Here is a 22907-nt window from a genome sequence, read left to right as displayed (position 1 = left end):
TCTACATGCACTTTCCCGACAAGCACCTGAGTGCGTCCAAAACGCATCTCAAGCGGTCGCCTTTCAGGGTGGAAGATCGTAAACTGGTCGCATACTATCTGAGAAGGTCAATGATCCATGACATCGACGCAAGAATTGGACATCGCGAGCGACAAGTTTTCCTGGAAGCCGGCCCTGGCTGCGACCGGATATTTTGTTCTGCTGCTGGGCGTTACGCAGGCGCTGCGCGCGGTGATCTACCAACTGCTGTTTCGGCTTTTACCCAGGATGGGTGTCGCTCGAACAGAGATCTTCTGGGACGCGATCAGCATCGCGGCCATGCTATTGACCGGCGTGATCCTGCTAATTATTTTGCAGCCCCGCGCGGCGCGGCTCGGCCTGAATTGGTCCGCGGCGTCCCGAAAGGAACGCCTGATCACGTTGGCTGGCGGAGCGCTGCTGGGGGTGATGGCGGCGATCAACATCGCCCTGGATCCATCCCAGGCCATCGTCGTGCTGCACGGCTGCGTCATAACCCCGCTGTTCGAGGAGCTGATCTTTCGGGGCTGGGGTTGGGGACGCATCGATGCCGTTCTGCCGGCGCGCTGGCGGGGTTGGGGGACGCTGGCGCTGGTAACAATTTTGTTCGGCCTGTGGCATCTGGGATACTTCGACGTGGTCGGGCTGCGCATGGCAGCGCACCCCGAGAACTCGGCGCCGCTGGGCTTGATCCTGGGCATGAAGGTGGTAATTGGGCTGGCGGTGGGGTTACTGACCGGGCTGGCCAGACGCAGCAGCCGGAGTGTATACGGTTCGCTCGTCATCCATGCTCTGTGGAACCTCTTTGGGAGATGATTATAGAATGATGCGTAACTTATGGAAACGAATCGGCTGGACGACGGCCTATGCCCTGGGGATGGGCTATTTGGAGGCGGCGGTGGTCGTGTATTTGCGCGGCCTGCTCAATATCACCAATGCCACGGTCGAACTGCACGGCTACATGGGTATCGAGATCGGTCGTGAGGCGGCCACATTGGTGATGCTGGCAGCGGTCGGCTGGCTGGCCGGGCGTAACTGGCGCGAGCGCGGCGCATACTGGGCGATTGCTTTCGGCGTCTGGGATATGAGCTACTACCTCTTCCTGAAGGTGTTGATCGGTTGGCCGGAGTCGTTCTTAAGCCCGGATGTGCTCTTCCTCATCCCGGTGCGTTGGACCGGGCCGGTGCTGGCGCCGGTGTTGATTTCGGCGCTGATGTGCGTGACGGCTGTGCTGGCGCTGGTCCGGCTGGAACGGGGTCATGAACTGGGCCTTACCGGCCCGCGGCTGTTCGTCGGAATGATGGGCGGGCTGTTGGCGCTGTTTGTGTTTATGTCGGACGCGCTGCTGGCGCTCGCGGCCGGCCGGCCGGACTGGAATCTACTCCCGCCCGGCGAATTCCGCTGGCCGTTATTCATCATGGCGTTGATTTTGATGGCCGCACCGTCCCTGGCGGCGGTCTGGCCGGAATCGAAAAAATATGAACCACAATCGGAGGTAAACCATGGGGATTAAGAATCGTGGGCGCATTATTCTGGCTGCCCTGCTGCTGGGTTGGGCTTTCGACCTGCTCTTCTGGGGCCGGCGGCCTGGGATCACTCTTTTCCTGTTCTTCGCATTGACGCTGGGGATGGGACTGCTCCTGGCACGCCTGGAGGGGGTGCGCCCGGCGCGCAGCAGCCTGCTGCTGGCGGTGCCGGCGTTGGGCCTTGCGGCCGTGTCATTCCTGCGCGCGGAATCGATGACAGCGGCGTTGAGTTACCTGCTGGCGTTGGTCTGCCTGGGACTGATGGCGGCCACATTTCGCTCCGGCCTGTGGACGCGCTACAGCCTGGCGGATATGTTCGCCGCGGCCCTGCGTCTGGCCGGCAGCGGCCTGATCGGCGCGGGCGAGATGCAGGTGAAGGGCGGCGCGGAAGCTGCGGCGGCGGGTGAAGGCGAGGAAAAAACTGCCGCACCCCGGGGCGGCTTCCGGCGCACGCTGCTGCCGGTGCTGCGCGGGCTGCTGCTGGCTTTGCCCGCGCTGATCGTGCTGGCGCTGCTGCTCTCTTCGGCCGATCCGATTTTTCAGCAGCGCATCAGCGCGCTGCTGGATATCTTCCGGCCGGAGAAGTGGGTGGAATACCTGCTGCGCGCCTTCTACATTGTGCTGATCGGGTACTTGCTGGCCGGCGTCTACGCGCACGTGCTGGCCAAGAGCCAGAATGAAAAATTGATCGGCGTCGATAAGCCTCCCGTACCGCCTTTCCTGGGTTGGATCGAGGCCGATATCGTGCTGGGCGCAGTGGATTTGCTGTTCCTGTTCTTCGTGATCCTGCAGTTCGAATACTTCTTCGGCGGGCAGGCCAACGTCAATAGCGCCGGTTACACCTTTTCGGAGTATGCCCGGCGGGGTTTTGGCGAACTGGTGTGGGTGGCTCTGATCAGCCTGCTGATCTACCTGGGGCTGACGACACTTTCCAGGCGCGAAAGCAGGCTCCAGCGGCGCGTTTTTTCGATTTTGGGCGCGCTACTGGTGGCCCTGGTGATCGTGATCCTGGTTTCGGCTTACCAGCGTCTCATGTTGTATGAAACCGCTTACGGCTTCACCCGCCTGCGCACCTACACCCACATGTTCATGATCTGGTTGGGCGTGCTGTTGCTGGCGACGCTGGTTCTGGAGCTCATCGGGCGCCAACGCGCCTTCGGGCTGACGGCCCTGGCCGTGGCGGCCGGGTTCGTTGTGACCCTGGCGGTGATGAACGTGGACGGCTTTATCGTCAACCAGAACACGGCTCGTTCGGAGGATTATTTTGTGATCCCGACCAGCGGGGAGGGCTTATCCGACAGCCGCCAACTGGACATGGCCTACCTGGACGGCCTGTCGGATGACGCGGTGCCGGCCCTGTTGGCCCAGTTCGAAGCGGCGCCGCTGGGCGCCAAACGGGATGCGTTGGGCAGCTCGCTGGCCTGCCATGCCGCCCTCTGGCAGCAGGATCACCGCGACGCACGCTGGACGGCGTACACGGTTTCTGCGGCGCGGGCTGCCAGCCTGCTTGTGGGGGCTGCCCCCGAATTGAGCGAGTATCCGGTACGCCAGGATTCCGAGCGCGGCGGTTACCAGGTGCAGGTCGGCGCAGTCGAACGAACGTGTCAGGGTTTTACAGCCATGGATTAATGGACGAGAAGTAAAAAAAAGTGGGGGGTGAATATCAATCTATTCACCCCCCACTTTTCAAATTTCTTATAGGGACGTCCACAACGGACAATCTCGCCAATTAACGGGAAATCCCATCGGTTTCAGCAAAACCTGGGGGTAATCCATCATCAAGTCTTCGAGAGACGATTCCCATTTGTCCAAAGGGGCGATAAATGCCAGTAAATACTGAACAATTATGAGAATCGTAAAAATTCGATTGTTTTGCATGGGTACTGGCGAATACCATCTTGGATCGTTTGCCAGGTCAGGCAGTTTGGGTATCGTGGAAAGGGGCCGATTCCAAATGCGTGCGTGATGGGCGCAGGCATTCCGGATTGTGTTCAGACTCAATAACCATGAATCTAACACAATCGAATAAAGTCCAAAATCAGATGCGATCTTCCGCTTGATATCCATCGGAAAATTTCGATACATCGTTAACAGCGAACCGAAAGACATTAATTCTGTTACCATCCACATTGGAAGGTATTTTTCATCGGCATACTTTAAACGATAGCGTTGAATGAATTCTTCATTACTTCTCTTCTGGTCTTCTGAGATTTCACCCATTAATCTTGAAAATGCATCCGGTTGGAATTTCCGCGGGTTATAATTCCGATATTCTGTATAACCAAAGGCCCCATATTGAAGTGTGTATGCTTCAACCATCCGTGTGCGAAAGATGGCAACTTCAATACGTTCAATTGCGCCCAGTAATAGAAGCCTTAATTTTCGATCGAACTCATATTGTTGTTTGATCTGGTCGAAAGTGGTATTGGGCTTGAATTTTTCCTCTTGTGTTAAAGGGTCGATCTGTTTAAATACAAACCAATATCCACTCAAACGATAATAACTAACCCGGCTGAGATAATCCATTAATTCCTGTCGATCTTCGACAATTAATCCTCTGGAAATTAACAAATCAGCTTGTTGTTGAAATGAAAGAGGACGTTTTTGGTATCTCATCTTTCCCCTCTAGTAAAACAACACCCGCCACATTTGAGCGTGCCCAAAAGGGTAGAGGCTTGGCGGGTATACTAAATTTAGTATACCCACTGTCCATAGAATGTCAAGTGCATTTATAGAGAATATTAAAGAATATCAATGTAAATAATACCATTTTTCGATTGGGGGAGTGATTCCGCTTTTGAATCCTTGTTGATTTTGAAAAGGAAATTATCCTCCCGCGCCGGGCCGAAAGACGCGCACTTCATCGCCGTCGTGCAGAATCAAATTGAAATCGCGCCTCGCGATGCCGTTGACTGCCCAGGCCACCTGCCCGGGCAGTCCGAGTTGCTCGAAGAGGGCGGCAGCCGGGCTGCCCTCGGGCAGCTCCAGCTCAACCCGGCCGTTGGATTCGACCGGCAGCTTTTCGCGCAGATAGGAATACAGGATTACGCGTATGCGCATAGTTTACCGTAAATCGATCCACTCCAGGCCCAGTTCGGCCAGGCGGGCCGGGGTCGGGTTGCCGCTGGCCGGATCCCAACCCGCCAGGTTGTAGTAAACATCCTTGTAATGCTCCAGATCCTCCGGCGCATAGGCGACCCCGGCGGTGGGGCCTTCGCCATGCAGGGCGCGACTGAACTTGCGAGGCAGGCGGTCGTCGGCGCGGGTGAAGCCTTCGCGGGCGTTGAAGGCGCGCAGCATATTCAGGCGGCGCTGGCCGACCTGCATGATCTCGGCCATGCCGACCTGCCAGCCGCTGGCGGCCGAGATCAACTCGGCCAATTCGGCCGGGCCGTATAGCTGCCAGGCGGGACCCCAGACGAACTGGCACAGGCCGTAGGTATCCAGCGCGGAATAGAAGACCTCGCTGGTATAGGCAAAACGCACTTTCTCATCCGTCATTGTGCCGGGCGCCTGCACACTGGTCAGTCCAAGCAGGGCCAATCGATCGTAATAGAGCTGTGAACCGCCCTCCTCGTACATCGGGTCGTGCTCGGAGGATTGGTGGTCGGCGCCGAAGGGATTGACGGCGTACACCAGGCCGAGGGATTTCTTGGCGTGCGGGATGTGGGCGGGCAGTTCGGTGTTCTTGACGGTTACCAGATATTCCATTGCCGCCGGGCCGAGCCTTTCGGCGGCGCGCGCTGAGCCTTCGGCCAGCAGATCGCCCAGTCCTTCGCGCCTGGCGATTTTTTCCACCAGGGTCACCACCGCATCCGGGTTGCCGAAGCGCAGTTCGATGCCGCCGGTATCCTGCAGGCTGAGCAGCCCGTTCTCGAAGCATTCCATCGCAAAGGCAATGGTCGCGCCGCAGGCGATGGTATCCATGCCGTACATATTGCAGAGCTGGTTGGCCAGCGCGACGGCGTTCAGGTCATCCACGCCGCAATAAGACCCCATGGCGGCGATGGTTTCATATTCCGGCCCGCCGTACAGCGGCAGCACTTTCTGACCGGCGAATTCAGTTTCCACCACCCGCTTGCAGCGCACGACGCAGGAATAGCAGGTATCGCGTTCCTTGAGGATCGTTCTGCTCATCACGTCGCCCATCAGGGTGTCCGCGCCGGCGAACTGCCCCTGATTGTAATTATGGGCCGGCAGCGAGCCGATGCTGTTTTGAAATCCGACCACATCGGCGGTGCCATTGATTCCCAACCCCTTTACATCCGGAATTTCCTCGAGATTCTTCACGCCTGCGCGTTGCATGCGCGTGATGGTCGCCGGATCGGCCGCCGTGAGTTTGCCCGAACCCTTGACGACCACCGCCTTAAGCCGCTTGGAGCCCATGACCGCGCCCATGCCGGTGCGTCCGTTGGCGCGGTTGCACATGTTGATGAGCGCGGCAAAGCGCACCTGCTTTTCACCGGCCGGGCCAATTTGAAGCACCTCCAGCCTGGGGTCGTTCAGTTCATCTTTGATCTGGGCCTCGACGTCCCCGGTAACCTTGCCCCACAGGTGCTCCGCGCCGCGCAGTTCGACCTGCCCGTCGTGCAGATAGAGGTAGACCGGTCGGGGCGACTGGCCGCGGATGACGATGCCGTCGAACCCGGCAAATTTGAGCGCGGCCGGGAAAAAGCCCCCGCACTGGCTGTCGCCGATGCCGCCGCTGATCGGCGAGCGCGCATTGGCCGCCAGGCGGGCCTGACCGGCGATCGCCAGGCCGGTGGGCAGGCCGGAAAACAGGGTGAGCGTGTTCGCGGGGCCGAGCGGGTCGGCGTGGGGCGGGGTTTCCTTGAGGATGTAGTACAGGCCCATTGCGCTGCCGCCCGCATAGGCGCGGTAAAAGGCTTCGGGTGGATTCTCGACCCACAACTTGCCTGATGTTAAATCAACATGCAGGATGGATCCGGTATAGCAGTGTGCCACAGTCGCTTCTCCTTTCTGGGGGGGGGGGGTATTCAGGGTGATATTTTCAATATTGGAAATATTTTAAGGTAATTTTGTCGTATTCGGAAGTAAAATTGACATTATCATGTTGAAATGTGAAACAAGAGTCGCTATACTCAATTCATTCACAGGTTTTCAGCCATGATCACAAAATTGGATCGCATTGACAAACAAATTCTGGACCTGCTCACGGAAGATGGGCGCATGTCGTGCGCGGTGATTGCCCGCCGCGTCGGCAAGATCTCCGAACGCGCGGTGCGTTATCGCCTGGAGCGGATGCTCGCGGAAAAAGTCTTCGTGGTCAGCGCCGTCATCGACCCGGCGGTCATCGGTTATCCGGTGATCGCGGATGTGTTTGTCGAAATCGAACCCGGCCTGGTGAACGAAGTGGCCAACCGGCTGGCCACCTTCGATCAGGTGACCTACGTTGCCTGTTCGACCGGCGACCGGGATATCTCCATTCAGGTGGTGGCGCGCGATAACCGTGAATTGTATGATTTTGTCTCCAACGTCTTAGGACGTATCACCGGGGTCCGGCGAACAACGACCTCTATCGTCCCTTTCATTGTCAAGGACGATGCACGCTGGCGGATTCCGGATGCGTTGGTTAATGGTGACGCATAATTCTTAATCCTTTTTAGCCGATAACATTGCCCATCTCCAGGATCGACCTCTGAGCCATTCGAAGCGCAGGAGTATACAGTCGCTGGCTCCGGGGTACAGGTTGACGGATCAATTGTCTCTCCAGATTGGAGCGGCCGGAATGTCTGCATCCCGGTGAGGGTGGATCGATGCCGGGGTAACGCAAGTCGTTCGCTGATTTGTCCATCCACCAGGCCGGCGCTCCGCATCCGGACAACGCGTTGCAGGTTGTGCAACGCTCCTCGCAATTCATGCCTGCTGGTGTCTGCCTGGGAGAGTGCTCAATGGGACTTCCGCAAAGTGAAGTCACGATCATCGTGGTTTTGATCGTCGTATTCTTCGCGGTTCGCCTGTTGATCGGTTATCTGGCGTCGCGCAAGGTGAACAACACCACCGATTACATCGTGGCCGGACGGCGCCTGCCGATTTATCTGACCGGCGCTTCGATCATGGCCACCTGGTTCGCCGCCGAAACCCTGATGGGGGCTAGTTCCACCGCCTATCAGTACGGTTTTCAGGGAGTGGTGTTCGACCCGTTCGGCGCGGCGCTGTGCCTGCTGCTTTCCGGTTTCTTTTTCATCCGGCTGATGCGCCGCGGGCGTTATCTGACCATCATCGACTTCTTCGAACGCCGTTTTGGCAAGCGCATGGCGCTGGCGGGCGCGGTCATTCAGATGATCACCTATTTCGGCTGGACGGCGGCCCAAATTGTGGCCGGCGGAAACATCGTGCACGCCCTGTTCGGCTGGCCGGTGGCGGCCGGCATGCTGCTGGTGACCACCATCGTCATCTCCTACACCATGATGGGCGGCATGTGGGCCGATACGCTGCTCGATTTTATTCAGATGTTCCTCACCGCCGGCGGCATTACCCTGATTTTTGTGGGCGTGCTCCGCGCCGTGGGCGGCTGGGAGGGCTTGTTCGCCAACGGTGGTTCGTTGTACGTCTCCAAACCGTTTACCCTGATGCCCATCCAGGGCGAGGGCTACCTGGGTTACCAGGGTGGGCTGGGCTGGACCTACTGGCTGGGCGCCTGGATGGCCCTGGGCCTGGGGTCGATCGCGGCGCAGGACCTGATGCAGCGTTCGATGTCGGCGCGCAACGAATCCACGGCAGTGCATGGCACCTATCTGGCTTCGATCCTTTATCTGGGCTTTGGCGTGCTCTCGCCGTTGATCGGCATTGCCATGTTCGCCATGAATCCGGGCATTGCCCCGGGAGATTCGGAATTTCTGCTCGTCACGGCGGCCACGGATCACCTCACGCCGGTGTTGGCCGGGGTCTTTATCGCCGCCCTGTGTTCGGCACTGATGAGCACTTCGGACAGTTCCATCCTGGCGGGCGCCTCGGTGTTCACCGAGAACATCCTGCCTTATTTCAGCCAGAAGAAATTGGACGATCGAGCCCAACTGCGCTGGACGCGCTTCATGGTGCTGGTCATCGGCCTGATGAGTCTGGCCATGGCCCTGTGGGCGCAGACCATCTACAAGCTCTCGGTGTTCGCCTGGACGATCATTCTGGTGGGGCTGTTTGCGCCGTTTGCCTTCGGCATGTACTGGAAGAAGACCAACCAGTGGGGCGCGCTGGCCGGGTTCGCCGGCGGCTGGATTGCCTGGATGATTTCACTCCCGATCCTGTATCCCACTACCCTGGCGATCAATGCCGGTGATACCGAACTGGCGATCTGGGACGCCACCTACATCGGTTCCGTTCCGGCATTTTTTGTTTCGGTCGTGCTGGTGGTGGCCGTCTCACTGGCGACTCAAAAGGTGGAGGTGCCCAAACCCCTGGCCGACGTGGATGGCAGGTCAATGGAATTCAGGGACCGCCTGGGTATCCTGCCTTTGAAGGATGCCTTGAGGAAACTGCGTTCGGACGAACTCGAGAAAGAAGAGGGCATCGAACCCGAATTGGAACCCGAGCCTGGTTTGGCTGAGGAATCCGTTCAACCTGGCGATTGAGCCCGATGGGCATAACAACCAACTCTATTCTGTGATTGGAGGAAGCGATGAAGATTTTGTTGGTCGGTGTCGGCGGCGTTGGAGAATCGATTGCAGTCATGTCGGCGCGCCATGCCTGGTGCGAAAAGCTCGTTCTGGCGGATTACAACCAGGCCCGCGCAGAAGAAGTTCAGGCCAAGCTCAAGGATCCGGAGCGTTTCCCGGTCGAATGGGTGGACGCCGGCAAACAGGAGCTGATCGAAGCCCTGGCGCGCAAGCACGGTGTGAATCTGATCATGAACGCCTGCGACCCGGTTTTCAACATGCCCATTTTCAACGCGGCTTACGAAGTGGGCTGCCATTACATGGACATGGCCATGTCCCTTTCCGAGCCGCACGAGACGGATCCGTATCACACGCCCGGCATCAAGCTGGGCGATCTTCAGTTTGAGCAGGCTGAAAAATGGGAGAAGAAAGGCCTTCTGGCGCTGGTGGGTCTGGGAGTCGAACCCGGTATGGCGGATATTTTCGCGCGCTATGCCCAGGATCACCTCTTCGATGAAATCGAGGAAATCGGTGTGCGGGATGGGGCCAACCTGGAAGTGCGCGGCTATGAATTTGCCCCGAACTTTTCCATCTGGACGACCATCGAGGAATGCCTCAATCCACCGATCATCTGGGAGCAGGGCAAGGGTTGGTTTACGACCCCGCCCTTCTCCGAACCCGAAACTTTCGAGTTCCCGGATGGGATTGGCAAGGTGGAATGCGTCAATGTGGAGCATGAAGAGGTGTTGTTGGTGCCGCGCTGGGTGAAAACCAAACGGGTGACCTTCAAGTACGGCCTGGGCGACCAGTTCATCGGCGTTTTGAAGACCATCAAGATGCTGGGATTGGACAATAAGGAACCGATAAAGGTCAAGGGCGTGAATGTGGCGCCGCGCGATGTGGTGGCGGCCTGCCTGCCCGACCCGGCTCATCTCGGCGACTGCATGTTTGGCAAAACCTGCGCCGGCACCTGGGTGAAGGGCGTCAAGGACGGTAAACCTCGCCAGGTGTACCTGTACCAGGTGGCCGATAACGAAGAATGTATGCAAAAATTCGGAGTGCAGGCCGTGGTGGCTCAAACCGGTTTCAATCCCGTGATCGGTTTCGAATTGATCGAGAAGGGTATCTGGAAGAAAGCCGGCGTTTATGGGCCGGAAGCTTTCGATCCCCTGCCGTTTATGGATAGAATGGCGGAATTCGGCTTCCCATACGGAATTAAGGAGATGTAGGCTTGTGCCCCGGCGGGACGGTCGGTATAATTCGCCGTCCCGCACATTCTTTGGTAATCATCTTACATCCTTCGGAATGGCGATCGCCTTTCCAAATCAAGTCCATCGGAGGAGGTCCATCAATGGCTGAGGTTGCTGTCAAAGGTAAGGCTATTCGATCCGAAGCCAAGAAGCTAAAACGCGAGTTGACGCTTCTGCCGCTGTTCGGGTTGATCTACTTCACGGTTTGCGGCGGTTCATTCGGCGCCGAACCGATGGTGGGCTATTCAGGCCCACTGTTCACCCTGGTGCTGTTTGTCCTTACGCCCATTCTGTTCAGCATTCCCAACATGCTGATGGTGCGTGAAATGTCCTCGATGATGCCGGTGGAGGGTGGGTATTACCACTGGGTCAAGCAGGCCTTCGGGCCGTTCGTTGGCTTCATGGCCGGCTGGATGAACTGGGTGGTTTCCTGGGTGGATGTATCCATCTACCCGGTGCTTGGCGCGTACTACCTGGGCTTCTTCATCCCGGCCTTGCGCACGGGCGCGACCATCGGCGGCGTTTTTGTGCCTGCCTGGGTGTTATCCTGGATCGTGGCGCTCATCCTGATCTGGTCGATTTCTTACCTGAACGTACGCGGCGCGCGCCTGGCCGGGATGACGGCCAACTGGCTGGGCATTGTGATGCTGATCCCGTTGGTGCTGATGTCGATCGTGGGCTTCTACAACTGGATCAAAGGTGGGGTGACGGTCAGCCTGCCGTTCCTGCCCGAGGGCGAAAACCTGATGGGCGCGCTCAGTACGGGCTTGTTCATCGCCATGTGGAACTTCATGGGCTGGGAATTACCCACCGCAGCCGGGGATGAAATCGTCAAACCCAAACGCACTTATCCGCTGGCGATGGTCCTGGTGCTGGTGGCCGCCATTGCCACCTACTCCATCCCGACCGTGGCCGGCCTGTACGGCGGCGCTGGCGAGGATGGACGTTACCTGCTGTGGGGCATCGAGGAAAACGATGAAGGCGCCGGGATTGGCCCGGCGATGGCAGAATACGGTGTCGATGCAGCCAGGCTGCAGGAATGGGGCGTCGATCCGACCTCCTCGGTGGGCTGGGAGTTCCCGGATATCGCGCATGTCATTGGCACCAAGGCCACCGGCGATCCCAACAGCCCGCTGGCGCGCTTCCTGGGTATTTCGGTTTCCTTCGCCGCCATTCTCTCGATGATCGGCTTGTTCATCGGAAATGGATTGGGCGGTACGCGGGTGCCCTTTGCCATGGCGGAGGACGGCATGATGCCTTCCTTCATGGTCAAAGTCCACCCGAAATACGGCACACCCTGGGTATCCATTCTGTTCTGCGGTCTGATCTTCTCGATCTTCTCATTGAACGCATTTGCCTTCCTGGTGGTGGTGGATGTCTTCCTCAACATGTTGGTGTTGTTGGCCGAGTTCATCGCGCTGTGGGTGCTGCGCTTCAAGAAACCCGACCTGCCGCGCAACCGGGTCCCGGGCGGTTACGTTGGCCTGACGCTGATTACGCTGGCTCCGGCATTCATCATCACGCTGGCCATCGTCAGTCAGATCTCCGAGGAAGGCTTCAGCTCCATCTGGATGGCGCTGGCGGCCATGGCCGTGGGCGCTCTGGTGTACCTGCCCATTCGAAAGTACGTCAAGAAGGGAATCCCGGACGTCGATCCTTATAAACTGGAACCGGAGACGGATTAACCCGAGCGAGGAGCCATGACGACTTCCAATCAGGATTACGCGGACGTGCTGCCGCACCTTTCACCGGTGTGGACGCACGGCACGGATATCATCGCCAGCCGGGCGGAAGGCGCGTACGTCTATGATCTGGCCGGGCGCGCCTACCTCGACTTCACCTGCGGCATCGGCGTGACCAACACCGGCCACTGCCACCCCAGAGTGGTGGCGGCCATCCGCGAGCAGGCCGGTCTGCTGCTGCACGGTCAGGCCAACATCATCCTGCACCAACCCATGCTGGAACTGGTGCGCGCGTTGCTGCCCATTGTGCCGTCCACCATCGATGGCTTCTTCTTCAGCAATTCGGGCGCCGAGGCGGTGGAAGGAGCCATCAAACTGGCGCGGCATGCCACCGGCCGCTCGAATGTCATCGTTTTTCAGGGCAGTTTCCACGGGCGGACGGCCAGCACCATGGCGCTAACCACCTCCAAGACGGTCTACCGCGCCGGTTATCAGCCCCTGCCATCCGGCGTTTTCATCGCGCCCTATCCGTACGCCTACCGCTACGGTTGGAGCGAGGAACAGACCACGCAGTGGTGCCTGGACGAACTGGATTTTGTGTTGATGTCGCAGACGGCTCCGCAGGAGACGGCCGCCATCCTGATCGAGCCGGTGCTGGGCGAAGGTGGGTATGTCGTCCCGCCCAAAGCCTTCCTGACCGGACTGCGCGAATTGTGCGACCGGCACGGTATCCTGCTGATCGCCGACGAGATCCAGTCCGGCTTCGGCCGCACCGGGCGCTGGTTCGCCGTGGAACACTTTGACCTGCGCCCGGACATCCTGACGGTGGCCAAGGGCCTGGGTTCGGGGCTGCCGATTTCGGGCGTGTTCAGCCGGCTGGAATTGATGCAAAAATGGGTGCCGGGTTCGCACGGCGGCACCTTTGGCGGCAACGCTGTCGCGGCCGCCGGCGCGGTGGCAACCATCGCCGCCATACGCGATGAACATATGCTGGAAAATGCCCAGGAGCGCGGGGCGCAGTTGACGGCCGGGCTGCGCGCATTGCAGCAGAAATACCCGGTGATCGGCGACGTGCGCGGGCTGGGGTTGATGATCGGCACGGAGTTCCGGGATGGCGGACGCAAACCGGATAAGAAGACTGCCAAGGCAGCGGCGCGCGCCTGTCACGAACGCGGGTTGATGCTGCTGACCTGTGGGCCGTGGGACAACGTCATTCGCTGGATCCCACCGTTGATCGTCAGTGAAAGCCAAATCGCTGAGAGTTTGAACATCTTCGAAGCCGCGCTCAAAGAGGCGGCTGCAAGCTGAAAATCTGGCGGTGAAGCGGCAAGAAGATCAGGGGGAGCGGGCGCTGCGAGGGCGATTTACTTGCAGCGCCCGTATGTGTCATAATAAGTACATTGCATCGAAGGTCAGGAGGATTGCATGGAAGTCTGGCGGATCGACGTTCGCAAGCACAGTCTGTCGCGCGAGCCGGTTCCCGAGAGCTGGGAGCGGTTGGGAGGACGCGGGTTGATTGCGCGCATCCTGGTCGATGAAGTCTCACGAACGTGCGATCCGCTGGGCCGCCACAACAAGCTCATATTCGCCCCGGGACTCCTGGTGGGGCATATGCTCTCGAGCTGCGACCGCATCTCGGCCGGGGGTAAGAGCCCGCTGACCGGCGGCGTAAAAGAGAGCAACGCCGGCGGCTCGACGGGGCTGCAGATCAGCCGGTTGGGATTGAAAGCACTCATCCTCGAGGACCAACCCGAAACCGCCGGGTGGTGGCTGCTGTACCTGAGTAAAGACGGCGCACGCTTCGAACCGGCCGGTGAGCTGGCCGGGCTGGGCGCGTACGCCTGCGCCAGGGCGCTGCGCGAACGCTTTGGAGAAAAAGTGGCCATCTCCTTGATCGGTCCGGGCGGCGAGAACCAACTCCTGGCGGCCGGCATCCTGAACCTGGACAAAGACGGCGTGCCGTCGCGCATCAATGGGCGCGGCGGGCTGGGCGCGTTGATGGGCTCAAAAGGCTTGAAGGCCATCATCTTCGACGCCGGCGACGGGCAAAAACCGCCCATCGCCGATCCGGCGGCTTTCAAAGCTGCCCAGAAAAGCTTCACAAAATCCGTGATCGAGCATCCGCAGAGCGGCGTTTACCGTGACTTTGGTACGGCCGCCATCGCGAACCTGTGCAACACGCTGGGCGGGCTGCCCACGCGCGGTTTTTCGGCCGGCGAGTTCGAGGGCGTAGAAACGCTTTCCGGAGAGCATCTGCGCCAGACGGTGCTGCAGCACGGTGGCGACGCACAGCCCACCCATGCCTGCATGGCCGGCTGCACCATCCAGTGTTCGAACGTATTTGCGGGCGAGGATGGCAAGGAAATCGTCTCACCCGTGGAATATGAGACCATCGCCCTGATGGGATCGAACCTGGGGCTGGATAACCTGGACGACATCGCGCGCTTGAATTGGGAGGTCAATGACCTGGGAATCGACTCGATCGACACCGGCGCCGCGTTGGGTGTAGCGGCCCAGGCCGGGTTGATGCAGTTCGGTGATGCCGGGCGCGCGCTGGCGCTGCTGGATGAGGTGCGGCGCAACACCCCACTCGGTCGGGTGATCGGCAGCGGCGCAGCCTTGGCGGGCAAGGTGCTGGGCGTGCGGCGCGTGCCGGTGGTGAAGAACCAGGCCATCTCGGGCTACGATCCGCGCGCCATCAAAGGCACCGGCGTGACTTATGCAACCACCCCGCAAGGCGCCGACCATACCGCCGGCCTGACCATCCGCGCCAGGATCGACCACCTCAACCCGGAGGGCCAGGCCAAAGTCTCGCGCAATGCGCAGCTCAACATGGCCGGGTACGATACCCTGGGCGCGTGTATCTTTGCCGGGTTCGGTTTTGGGGCCGCACCTGAAACCGTGCGCGACCTGCTCAACGCGCGTTACGGCTGGCAGGTGGGGGATGGCATCCTGCAGGAACTGGGACGCGAAACGATCCGGCTGGAGCGCGAATTCAACCGCCAGGCGGGTTTTACCGCGGCTGATGATCGCCTGCCGGAGTGGATGACCGAGGAAGCTCTGGCGCCGACGGGCTCAGTGTTCGATGTGCCGGCCGGGGACCTGGATGGGGTGTTCGAGTGATCGTGCTCATCCGGCTGCATACCACGCTGCAGCGGGTGAGCCCCGATCAGAAGACCGGCCTGCTGGAGATGGCGCTGCCTCCCGGCGCCTGCGTGCAGGATGTACTGGCGAGGCTGAACCTGACCGCGAACGACGCGGATTTACTGCTGGTGCTCAACCGGCGCGTGGTGGACGCGGACGCGTGGTTGGCGGATGGCGATCGGCTGGATTTGATCCCGGCGATTTCGGGCGGATAACATTATCGTCTCTTAATCTGAAACAGGCCGGCTGGAACAGTAGTTCAATCGGCCTGTTGGCGATAAAATCTTCGTTGTTCCCTTGAGATTTCATTCACATTCTTGAATTGCCATCATCGGGCGTGAGGATCGCTTTTGTATGGGTAAGTTCGTATGGCAAGCAAAGTGTGCGTTAAAATATCGGGATGCAATATCGGAATTTTTTGGCCGGGTAATTCAAATCCCCGCAGATCCATGCGAGTAATAAATTTTGCGAAGGTCAAAGGAAAAGAATGCCAATCTTCGATCTCCCTCTCGAACTACTCAAGGACTATCTCCCGACCCGCGATGAACCCGCGGATTTCGATGCCTTTTGGCGGAACACACTGGACGAAACTCGTTCGTATCCGCTGGAGGTAAAATTCGAACCGGTGGATTATGGTCTCGTCCTGCAAGATGCTTTCGATGTTACGTTCAACGGATTCGGCGGGCAACCCATCAAAGGCTGGCTTCTCCTTCCGAAACAGCGCATGGGTAAGCTCCCCTGTGTGGTTCAATTCATTGGTTATGGCGGCGGGCGCGGCTTCCCAATTGATTGGCTGCTCTGGTCCAGCGTGGGTTATGCGCACTTCATCATGGATTCACGCGGCCAGGGAAGCGGTTGGCTTACGGGAGACACGCCTGACCTGTATGCTGGCGGCGGCAATCCTCAAACGCCCGGCAGCATGACCAATGGAATTCTTGACCCGCAGCATTACTACTATCGTCGCGTTTTCAGCGACGCCGTTCGTTCTATCGAAGCGGCGCGCAGCCATCCAGCGGTGGATCCCGCGCGGATTGCTGTCACCGGCGGTTCGCAAGGCGGCGGCATCACCATCGCCGTCGCCGGGCTCGTGCCCGATCTGGCCGTTGCCATGCCGGACGTGCCATTCCTCTGCCATTATCGACGCGCAACCGAACTTGTGAATACCTATCCATACAAAGAAATCGTGGATTATTGCCACGCTCATCGCAATAAAGTCGATGCAGTCTTCCATACCCTTTCCTACTTCGATGGCTTGAATTTTTCCGCCCGGGCCAGCGCAAAGGCGCTGTTTTCTGTCGCTCTGATGGATGAAATTTGCCCGCCCTCGACCGTTTTCGCAGCCTATAACAACTGGAAAGCCGAAAAAGAGATCCGAATTTACTCCTACAACGGCCATGAAGGCGGCAGTAGTTATCAAGGTATTGAGCAGATCAAATTTCTGAGACACCTGTGGAAATAGCTTCGCCACAGCTTTCGAAAATCCGAAAGACCGGGTCGATTCCCTCAGGTAATTCCTCTGAAGGGAATGAAATTGTTTGCTTTTTATTACTCACTCGGAGATAGGCGGTATTAGGGTTCAGATTGAGGAGGAAAACAGGTGTATTTTGTTGACAGGTACGGACTCTGCGGTATAATAGCTATCGCTAACGCGCCAGCAGGAAAATAACGATCTGGTCTGCGTGAAAAGCACGGCTCACTAGCTCAATGGCAGAGCAACTGACTCTTAATCAGTGGGTTCAGGGTTCAAGTCCCTGGTGAGTCACACGAAGCCCATCGTTGGATGGGCTTTTTTATTACCGTTAAATTCCCATATTTCCGGACACTTATTCAATTCAATGGTGAGTTATTTAAAGACCATCCTGAGGTTAGTGTTTTCTTATCAAGGATGCGCACACTGATAATGAGATGACCCATCCTGGCGGTCTAAACCGTTTTATTCTAGAACTGTAAATATAAAAAAGTCGAATTTTTATCTGGTCAGATCTGGCAAACCCTATACGAAGAAAGGTCTTTATCGGGTGATTATGATGAATAGGCGTTATTCATGAAAACAATAAGGCGATAGTCCTGTATAAAAAATGATTAGCGGTTCTTTTGAAGGGATTCAACTGAAACCGGATTGTAAAGAATACCCACACCCTCAATACGTACCTCAACCTGATCACCCGCTTTGAGGAAAACAGGGGGATTTCGCAGCGCGCCGACTCCACCGGGAGTCCCGGTGGATAGGACATCACCGACTTCCAATGTCATGATCTGGGATAGATAAACGATGATCTGAGGGATGGAGAAGATCAGGTGGCTGGTATTAGAATGCTGCATGGTTTGGCCGTTCAAGGCGAGCGAAATTTCGAGTGTCCCTGGGTCCGAGATCTCGTCGCTGGTTACCAGAGCGGGCCCCATCGGGCCAAACGTATCAAAAGTCTTCCCCTGCAGCCATTGGCTGGTTCGTGATTGGTAGTCACGCGCGCTGACGTCATTAAAGCAGGTATACCCAGCGATATGATGAATTGCCTGATCGAGCGGTATATCTTTACCCCGTTTGCCAATCACCACAGCCAATTCTGCTTCGTAATCCACCTGATCGCTTACTGACGGGATTATTATTGGATCACCGGGCCCAACGATGCAGTTGGCGTACTTGGCGAAAATGGTAGGGAAAACCGGCGTAGATGGATCTGATTTTGGAGAGTGATCCTGATAATTCAATCCCAGGCAGATGATTTTCGAAGGATTCGATATAGGAGGCCCCAGCCGCACCTCGGATAGCGGAATGCTCATATGGTTTTGAGGCTCGGCAAGCACATCTCTGACCTGGCTCAGGGTTGCATCTCCCATTCTCAGAAGAGTCAGCATGTCCGGTGGCAGGAATGGATTGGCCAGGTTCAAATCGATGACACGATCGTTGCATCCATTCCCGATAAGCGCGCCTACTCGCAGCATTCCATCCAGGTAATAAGAGACCAGTTTCATCTTTGCCCCTTTGAGGCCTTTCCAAAAGGCTGAAGTTTAATTTAATGATCCTAATCAAACCTGCCAAGGCCTAATTCAGCGGAGATATCATTTGCGGCACGCACAACAAATTGAGCCAATTCAGGGATCTTGTCCAGGGTGACACGCGAAGCAGGCCCGGAAATACTGATGCCGGCGATATTCTTACCGGTATGATCGAAAATCGGCGCGGCAATACAGCGTACCCCCACATAGCGTTCTTCATCATCGATGGCATAGCCTTGGGCTCGAATTTGCTGTAGATGCATCATCAATGTGCTTGCATCGGTGAATGTCCGGGGCGTGAATGCTGGGAGCGGCGAACTGTTGATGACCTTTTGCTGGATCGCTTCCGGCATGAATGCCAGCAATACCTTGCCACCGGCGGTGGCATGCATGATGTAAATAATCCCGGTGTCATTGGTTACCGCCAGGGGGGAGGGGCTGGCTTCGTAATCCACACAAACTGCGTGGTTGTTGGTCAGAATGAATAAATTTGTGCTTTCGCCCGTTTCTTTAGAGAGCCGTTTCAAATACGGTTTGGCAATCGAACGGAAGTTGATTCCATCCAACGCTCTACGGCTCAATTCGATGACCTTCAAACCGAGCGAGTAGTGTTTAGTCACTGCATCCTGAACGACGTAATTCCTTTTTTGCAGCGTCCCCAGCAACCGATGCACTGTACTGCGGTCGACGTTCAATAATTCGGATAGTTCAGGAAGGCCCATGGGTTCTTTTGCCTGGCTGATGATTTCCAGCAGTTGAAGACCTCGATCCAGGGATTGGATGAGGCTTTTTTGATCGTGAAGATAGGGCGAATTATTCTCTGTATCCATAGGACCTTTTGGGGATTTGAATTTTTCCTAAGAGGATGACCGCTCGTTGCATATTATGCAATAGAATTCGTAAATTTTCAAGAGGGGGCTGAAAATCTCGCCTTTTCATTGCCACGCCGTTTCTTTTTAATTATATCACCTCACCGGGATTCTTCCCAGAAAATGATCCAAAACAGGCCTCCTTGCATATTTATTGGTTATATTGTATGTCTCTTTCGTGTTTATTACCGATTTCCAATCAAAATATCGATGTACCTGCATAAAATCCCCCACCCCACCTGACAAAAAGCACATTCTGGATACGAGTTTTCATTTTCTGCTTGACAAACGGTTTATAGACTATACAATGGTATTGTGCAATGCGCAATAAGAAATTCGATTTATGCGCAACGACTTTTTCCCCCGTCGAGTAAAAATGACATACTTTGATGCATGCGCGTTCATCGGCCGTTGGCCGGGTGAAAAATTGGCTTTTGACAGCGTCGATGGCTTATTGTCCAATATGCGGCGTCTGGAGATCGATCGCGCCTTGGTGACACATACCCTTGCCTGGCAAAACTCTCCGGCATTGGGGAACCGCTTACTGATGGAAGCCATTTCGGGCCACCCTGAGTTGGAACCTTGCTGGGTGGTTACTCCTGGTCTGCAGGTCGAGGATCTGGGGGGCGAAGTTGCATTCTGCGAACAAATGGCTCAAAACGGAGTCAGGGCTGTCCGTCTCTACCCCCGCGAGCACGTATTTTCGCTGAACGATGGACCAACTGAAAAATTGTTGAGTGAACTCGACCGGCGTAATTATCTGGTGGTCATCGATCTCGATCAAATATTCACGCAGAGTGGATTGTATGATTACAGCGCTGCCAGCCTGGATGTACTGGACACCCTGTGTCGGACTTACCCTCAACTTTCGATCTTATTAACGCGGGTCGGTTATCGAGCGTTTCACATTTTGATGCCGATGATGCAGACCAACCCCAATTTATTCCTGGATCTGTCATTTTTTGCCACCCATCAGGGTGTCGAGGCTGTGACCGAAAGACTGGGGGAAAATCGCTTACTCTTTGGAACGGGACAACCGTTTGTCGATGCCGGTGGCGCTATGCTGCGGCTGGTGAAAGCGGGAATACCTCAGGAGGCAATCCGACGGATTGCAAGCAAGAACCTGGAGCAACTTCTCGATCGTGTTAAGGTTGCGCCTCTTCCCGGAATGCACAAGGAAGCTTCGGTTCAGATTATCACCCAATCGGCGGACCTAAGCACTGAAAGAATTCCACAGGATATCGAAATCACCGATGCCCATGTTCACATGGGACCCTACCATAAATTTTACATTCCACAAAATTCCGCAGAGGATATGCTGCGTGTGATGGATCACTTATCGATCGCGCGTTCGTGTATCTCGAGCCACCTGGCCATCTCCGGCGACTGGTACACCGGGAACCGCTTGACCGCCCAGGCTGTCCAGCAATACCCTGATCGTTTTATTGGGTACGTCGTCGTCAGCCCAAACGAACCTGAGCTGGCTGAGGATGAAATGCGACGCGCGTTCGACGAATGGGGATTTAAAGGAATCAAGCTGGTTCCGGATACGCATCTGCAGCCCATCGGCGGCCCAGGCTACCAGCCGGTTTTCGAGTTCGCGTCCAAAAGGGACGCCTTCGTTCTCGTGCACACTTATCACAGCTCGCACTTCGACGATCCACAGTTATTCGGCGAGGTTGCCGGACGCTATCCCGATGTCCCGATCCTCATGGTTCATAGCGGCGCGCTCCCGGCTGGATTCAACGGCGCCATCGATCTGGTAAAAAAGCACCCCAACCTGTACCTGGATATCAGTGGATCATTCATCACTGGAGAATGGATCCGCCGCATGGTTCTTATGGCTGGCGCCGATCGGGTCCTCTATAGTTCAGACCAGCCTTTTATCGACCCGCGTTACAGTCTCGGCAGATTATTATTTGCCGGTTTATCAAAACAAGATCTTTCCCTCGTTCTCGGCGGTAACATCCGGCGCTTACTGGGTCTTGCCGGCGTTTCTTGATCGGTTATTTTCATCGATTTCCCTCTTACCTGGGTATCACCTTTATCAACCTCATATTTCGTCGATCGAATAAATGGAGGCAAGCATGGAGCAACCAAGTTTGAAAGAACTTTGCCAGGGTTTGAAAGCGTCCTATCCAGCGGCGCTTACCGACATCATGGATACCGATTTCAAGCTTCACAACCAATGGTTGGGGCCCGAGATCCGGCCGCTGGTCCCTGAAATGCGGGTCGCCGGCCTGGCTTTTACCATGCGCTGGGTGAATGACCCGGAGATCGTTGAGGACGCAGCCTATGAGGAAATGGCCCGCCGGCTGGTGGACGAGTTAAAGCCTTGTGTGGTTCCTGTGATTGACTCTTCGAAGTGCAAGAATGCCGGGTACTGGGGGGAATTGATGTGTACGATCTGCGCCGAACACGGTGTGGAGGGTGCAATCATCGACGGTGGCGTGCGCGATCCGTATTATATCTACAAGGCTGGCTTCAACATGTTTGCTGCTTTTCCATGCCCATTGGAAGCAAATTTTAATCGTTCCCGGCTGGAGAGCGTTCAGAAACCCATTTTCATCAATGACGTGCAGATTCGTCCCGGCGATTTCATCATGGGAGATTTCGGCGGTGTGGTGGTCATCCCGCAAGAGATCGTCACGGACGTTTATTACAAGGCGAAGGAATTGATGGAAAAAGAAAGCGCCACCCGCAAGCTGATCCGTGAAGGAGCCAGTGTCAAGGAAATGTTAAAAGCAGGCGGACGTCTGTAAAAACTATCTTCGCAATAGGAGAAGCTCGTGCCTAACCTTACCGCTGTTGTCACAGATTTTATCGAGCCGGACCTCATATGGGAAACCGAACAATGTAAAGATATGGGGGTCGACCTGAATGCGTTCCAATTGAAGACGGCCGGGGCGGATGAATTAATCCAGATTACGCAGGATGCCGACATTATGGTGGTCAACATGGCCCGCATCGACGCAGAAGTCATCGACGGGTTGCGGCACTGCAAGCTGATCATCCGTCACGGTATCGGATATGACAATGTGGATCTTGTCGCGGCAACACGGAAAGGAATCCAGGTCGTCAACATTCCGGATTATTGCGTGCAGGAAGTGGCCGAGCAGGCTGTGACTTTGATGATGGCCTGCCAGCGAAAATTATTGTTACAGAACCAGTTACTTCGCCTATCGGTAGACCATGGGCAATGGGATTTCAATTCCATCAATCCAGTCTTTCGCCTGGCCGGAAAAACGGTGGGGATCGTCGGTTTTGGGCGCATCGGCAGCACAGTTTTTCGGATGTTGCAGGGTTTTGGCACCCGCTTCATCATCGTCGATCCATACATCAGTGAAGTGCGCAAGCAGGAGTTCGGCATAAAGACGTCGCCCTTTACACAACTGCTGCGTGAGGCGGATGCCATCACAGTACATGTGCCGTTGAAGTGGGGCGAGACCTACCACATGTTCGACTCCGCCCAATTCGAGCAGATGAAGGCCACCGCCATCCTGGTCAACACCTCGCGCGGCGGGGTTGTCAACCTGGAGGCATTGAACGACGCATTGAACCAGGGAAGACTGGCTATGGCCGGAATCGATGTATACGAACAAGAACCACCCGCGCCGGACCATCCTTTGACCAATAACCCGAAGGTCATCTGCACCCCGCATCTATCGTGGCTTTCCGAAGAATCCGGCCTCGCCATCCGGCAGAAGATCGTGGAGGACATCCGTCGTTTTCGCAATGGCGAAGAACAACTTCACCCGGTATTTCCGACCGGGGTCGAGATGCAGGGACAAGGAAGAAAGAGTTAGCC

19 protein-coding genes and 1 tRNA gene are annotated in these 22907 nt (G+C 56.6%); 15 read left to right on the top strand and 5 right to left on the bottom strand.

The window, feature by feature from the left end; genetic code table 11:
- Positions 1–117: 117 nt before the first annotated feature.
- Genes LARV_RS18180 through LARV_RS18170 form a run of 3 tightly spaced genes read left to right on the top strand, consistent with a single transcriptional unit; the run spans position 118 to position 3173 of the window.
- Positions 118–834: a CPBP family intramembrane glutamic endopeptidase gene (locus LARV_RS18180; protein ID WP_075074974.1), complete on the top strand. Its 717-nt coding sequence runs from the start codon at positions 118–120 to the stop codon at positions 832–834.
- A 7-nt stretch (positions 835–841) separates the two neighbouring features.
- Entirely contained in the window at positions 842–1531 is a 690-nt protein-coding gene (locus tag LARV_RS18175) for a hypothetical protein (protein WP_075074973.1), read from the top strand.
- Positions 1521–3173, top strand: coding sequence for a DUF4153 domain-containing protein (locus LARV_RS18170; RefSeq protein ID WP_075074972.1), 1653 nt, complete (start codon positions 1521–1523; stop codon positions 3171–3173). The genes LARV_RS18175 and LARV_RS18170 overlap by 11 nt, the downstream gene beginning before the upstream one ends.
- Positions 3174–3239: 66 nt before the next feature.
- Here the strand turns inward: LARV_RS18170 and LARV_RS18165 are convergent, their stop codons facing one another.
- From LARV_RS18165 to LARV_RS18155, 3 genes are all read right to left on the bottom strand, one after another.
- Positions 3240–4160: an Abi family protein gene (locus tag LARV_RS18165; RefSeq protein ID WP_075074971.1), complete on the bottom strand. Its 921-nt coding sequence runs from the start codon at positions 4158–4160 to the stop codon at positions 3240–3242.
- A 210-nt stretch (positions 4161–4370) separates the two neighbouring features.
- On the bottom strand, positions 4371–4604 hold the full coding sequence (locus LARV_RS18160) for a MoaD/ThiS family protein (RefSeq protein WP_075074970.1): 234 nt from the start codon (positions 4602–4604) through the stop codon (positions 4371–4373).
- Positions 4605–4607: 3 nt separating this feature from the next.
- Positions 4608–6509, bottom strand: a complete 1902-nt coding sequence (locus tag LARV_RS18155; protein WP_075074969.1) for an aldehyde ferredoxin oxidoreductase family protein — start codon at positions 6507–6509, stop codon at positions 4608–4610.
- A gap of 162 nt (positions 6510–6671) precedes the next feature.
- On the opposite strand from LARV_RS18155, the gene LARV_RS18150 reads away from it, so the two are divergent.
- The 9 genes from LARV_RS18150 (at position 6672) to LARV_RS18110 (ending at position 16995) form a co-directional block, all read left to right on the top strand.
- Positions 6672–7154: an Lrp/AsnC family transcriptional regulator gene (locus LARV_RS18150; protein ID WP_075074968.1), complete on the top strand. Its 483-nt coding sequence runs from the start codon at positions 6672–6674 to the stop codon at positions 7152–7154.
- 302 nt (positions 7155–7456) lie between these two features.
- Positions 7457–9133, top strand: a complete 1677-nt coding sequence (locus tag LARV_RS18145) for a sodium:solute symporter family protein (protein WP_075074967.1) — start codon at positions 7457–7459, stop codon at positions 9131–9133.
- Positions 9134–9180: 47 nt separating this feature from the next.
- On the top strand, positions 9181–10386 hold the full coding sequence (locus tag LARV_RS18140; protein ID WP_075074966.1) for a saccharopine dehydrogenase family protein: 1206 nt from the start codon (positions 9181–9183) through the stop codon (positions 10384–10386).
- Between the two features lie 122 nt (positions 10387–10508).
- Entirely contained in the window at positions 10509–12092 is a 1584-nt protein-coding gene (locus tag LARV_RS18135) for an APC family permease (RefSeq protein ID WP_075074965.1), read from the top strand.
- 15 nt (positions 12093–12107) lie between these two features.
- Positions 12108–13397, top strand: a complete 1290-nt coding sequence (locus LARV_RS18130; RefSeq protein WP_075074964.1) for an aspartate aminotransferase family protein — start codon at positions 12108–12110, stop codon at positions 13395–13397.
- Between the two features lie 117 nt (positions 13398–13514).
- The gene (locus tag LARV_RS18125; RefSeq protein WP_075074963.1) at positions 13515–15212 is read left to right on the top strand and encodes an aldehyde ferredoxin oxidoreductase C-terminal domain-containing protein; all 1698 of its coding nucleotides are present in this window, start codon (positions 13515–13517) and stop codon (positions 15210–15212) included.
- Positions 15209–15448, top strand: coding sequence for a sulfur carrier protein ThiS (gene thiS / locus LARV_RS18120; protein ID WP_075074962.1), 240 nt, complete (start codon positions 15209–15211; stop codon positions 15446–15448). Before LARV_RS18125 ends, thiS begins: the two co-directional genes overlap by 4 nt.
- A 272-nt stretch (positions 15449–15720) precedes the next feature.
- The gene (locus LARV_RS18115; protein ID WP_075074961.1) at positions 15721–16692 is read left to right on the top strand and encodes an acetylxylan esterase; all 972 of its coding nucleotides are present in this window, start codon (positions 15721–15723) and stop codon (positions 16690–16692) included.
- A 231-nt stretch (positions 16693–16923) separates the two neighbouring features.
- Positions 16924–16995 (top strand) — tRNA-Lys (locus LARV_RS18110).
- Between the two features lie 320 nt (positions 16996–17315).
- On the opposite strand, the gene LARV_RS18105 is transcribed toward LARV_RS18110, so the two are convergent.
- Together LARV_RS18105 and LARV_RS18100 are read right to left on the bottom strand one after the other, a co-directional pair.
- Positions 17316–18122 (bottom strand): fumarylacetoacetate hydrolase family protein, encoded by an 807-nt coding sequence (locus LARV_RS18105; RefSeq protein WP_201785942.1) that lies wholly within the window; start codon positions 18120–18122, stop codon positions 17316–17318.
- A 134-nt stretch (positions 18123–18256) separates the two neighbouring features.
- Positions 18257–19060, bottom strand: coding sequence for an IclR family transcriptional regulator (locus LARV_RS18100; RefSeq protein WP_075074959.1), 804 nt, complete (start codon positions 19058–19060; stop codon positions 18257–18259).
- 382 nt (positions 19061–19442) lie between these two features.
- Here LARV_RS18100 and LARV_RS19960 point away from each other — a divergent pair, with 382 nt between their 5' ends.
- The 3 genes from LARV_RS19960 (at position 19443) to LARV_RS18080 (ending at position 22905) form a co-directional block, all read left to right on the top strand.
- On the top strand, positions 19443–21101 hold the full coding sequence (locus tag LARV_RS19960; RefSeq protein ID WP_083522692.1) for an amidohydrolase family protein: 1659 nt from the start codon (positions 19443–19445) through the stop codon (positions 21099–21101).
- Between the two features lie 85 nt (positions 21102–21186).
- Positions 21187–21861 (top strand): RraA family protein, encoded by a 675-nt coding sequence (locus LARV_RS18085; protein WP_075074958.1) that lies wholly within the window; start codon positions 21187–21189, stop codon positions 21859–21861.
- Positions 21862–21888: 27 nt separating this feature from the next.
- Positions 21889–22905: a C-terminal binding protein gene (locus tag LARV_RS18080; RefSeq protein ID WP_075074957.1), complete on the top strand. Its 1017-nt coding sequence runs from the start codon at positions 21889–21891 to the stop codon at positions 22903–22905.
- Positions 22906–22907: the final 2 nt, after the last annotated feature.

It is taken from the genome of Longilinea arvoryzae, assembly GCF_001050235.1.
Taxonomy (GTDB): domain Bacteria; phylum Chloroflexota; class Anaerolineae; order Anaerolineales; family Anaerolineaceae; genus Longilinea; species Longilinea arvoryzae.
This window is presented reverse-complemented; position numbering and strand designations above follow the sequence as displayed.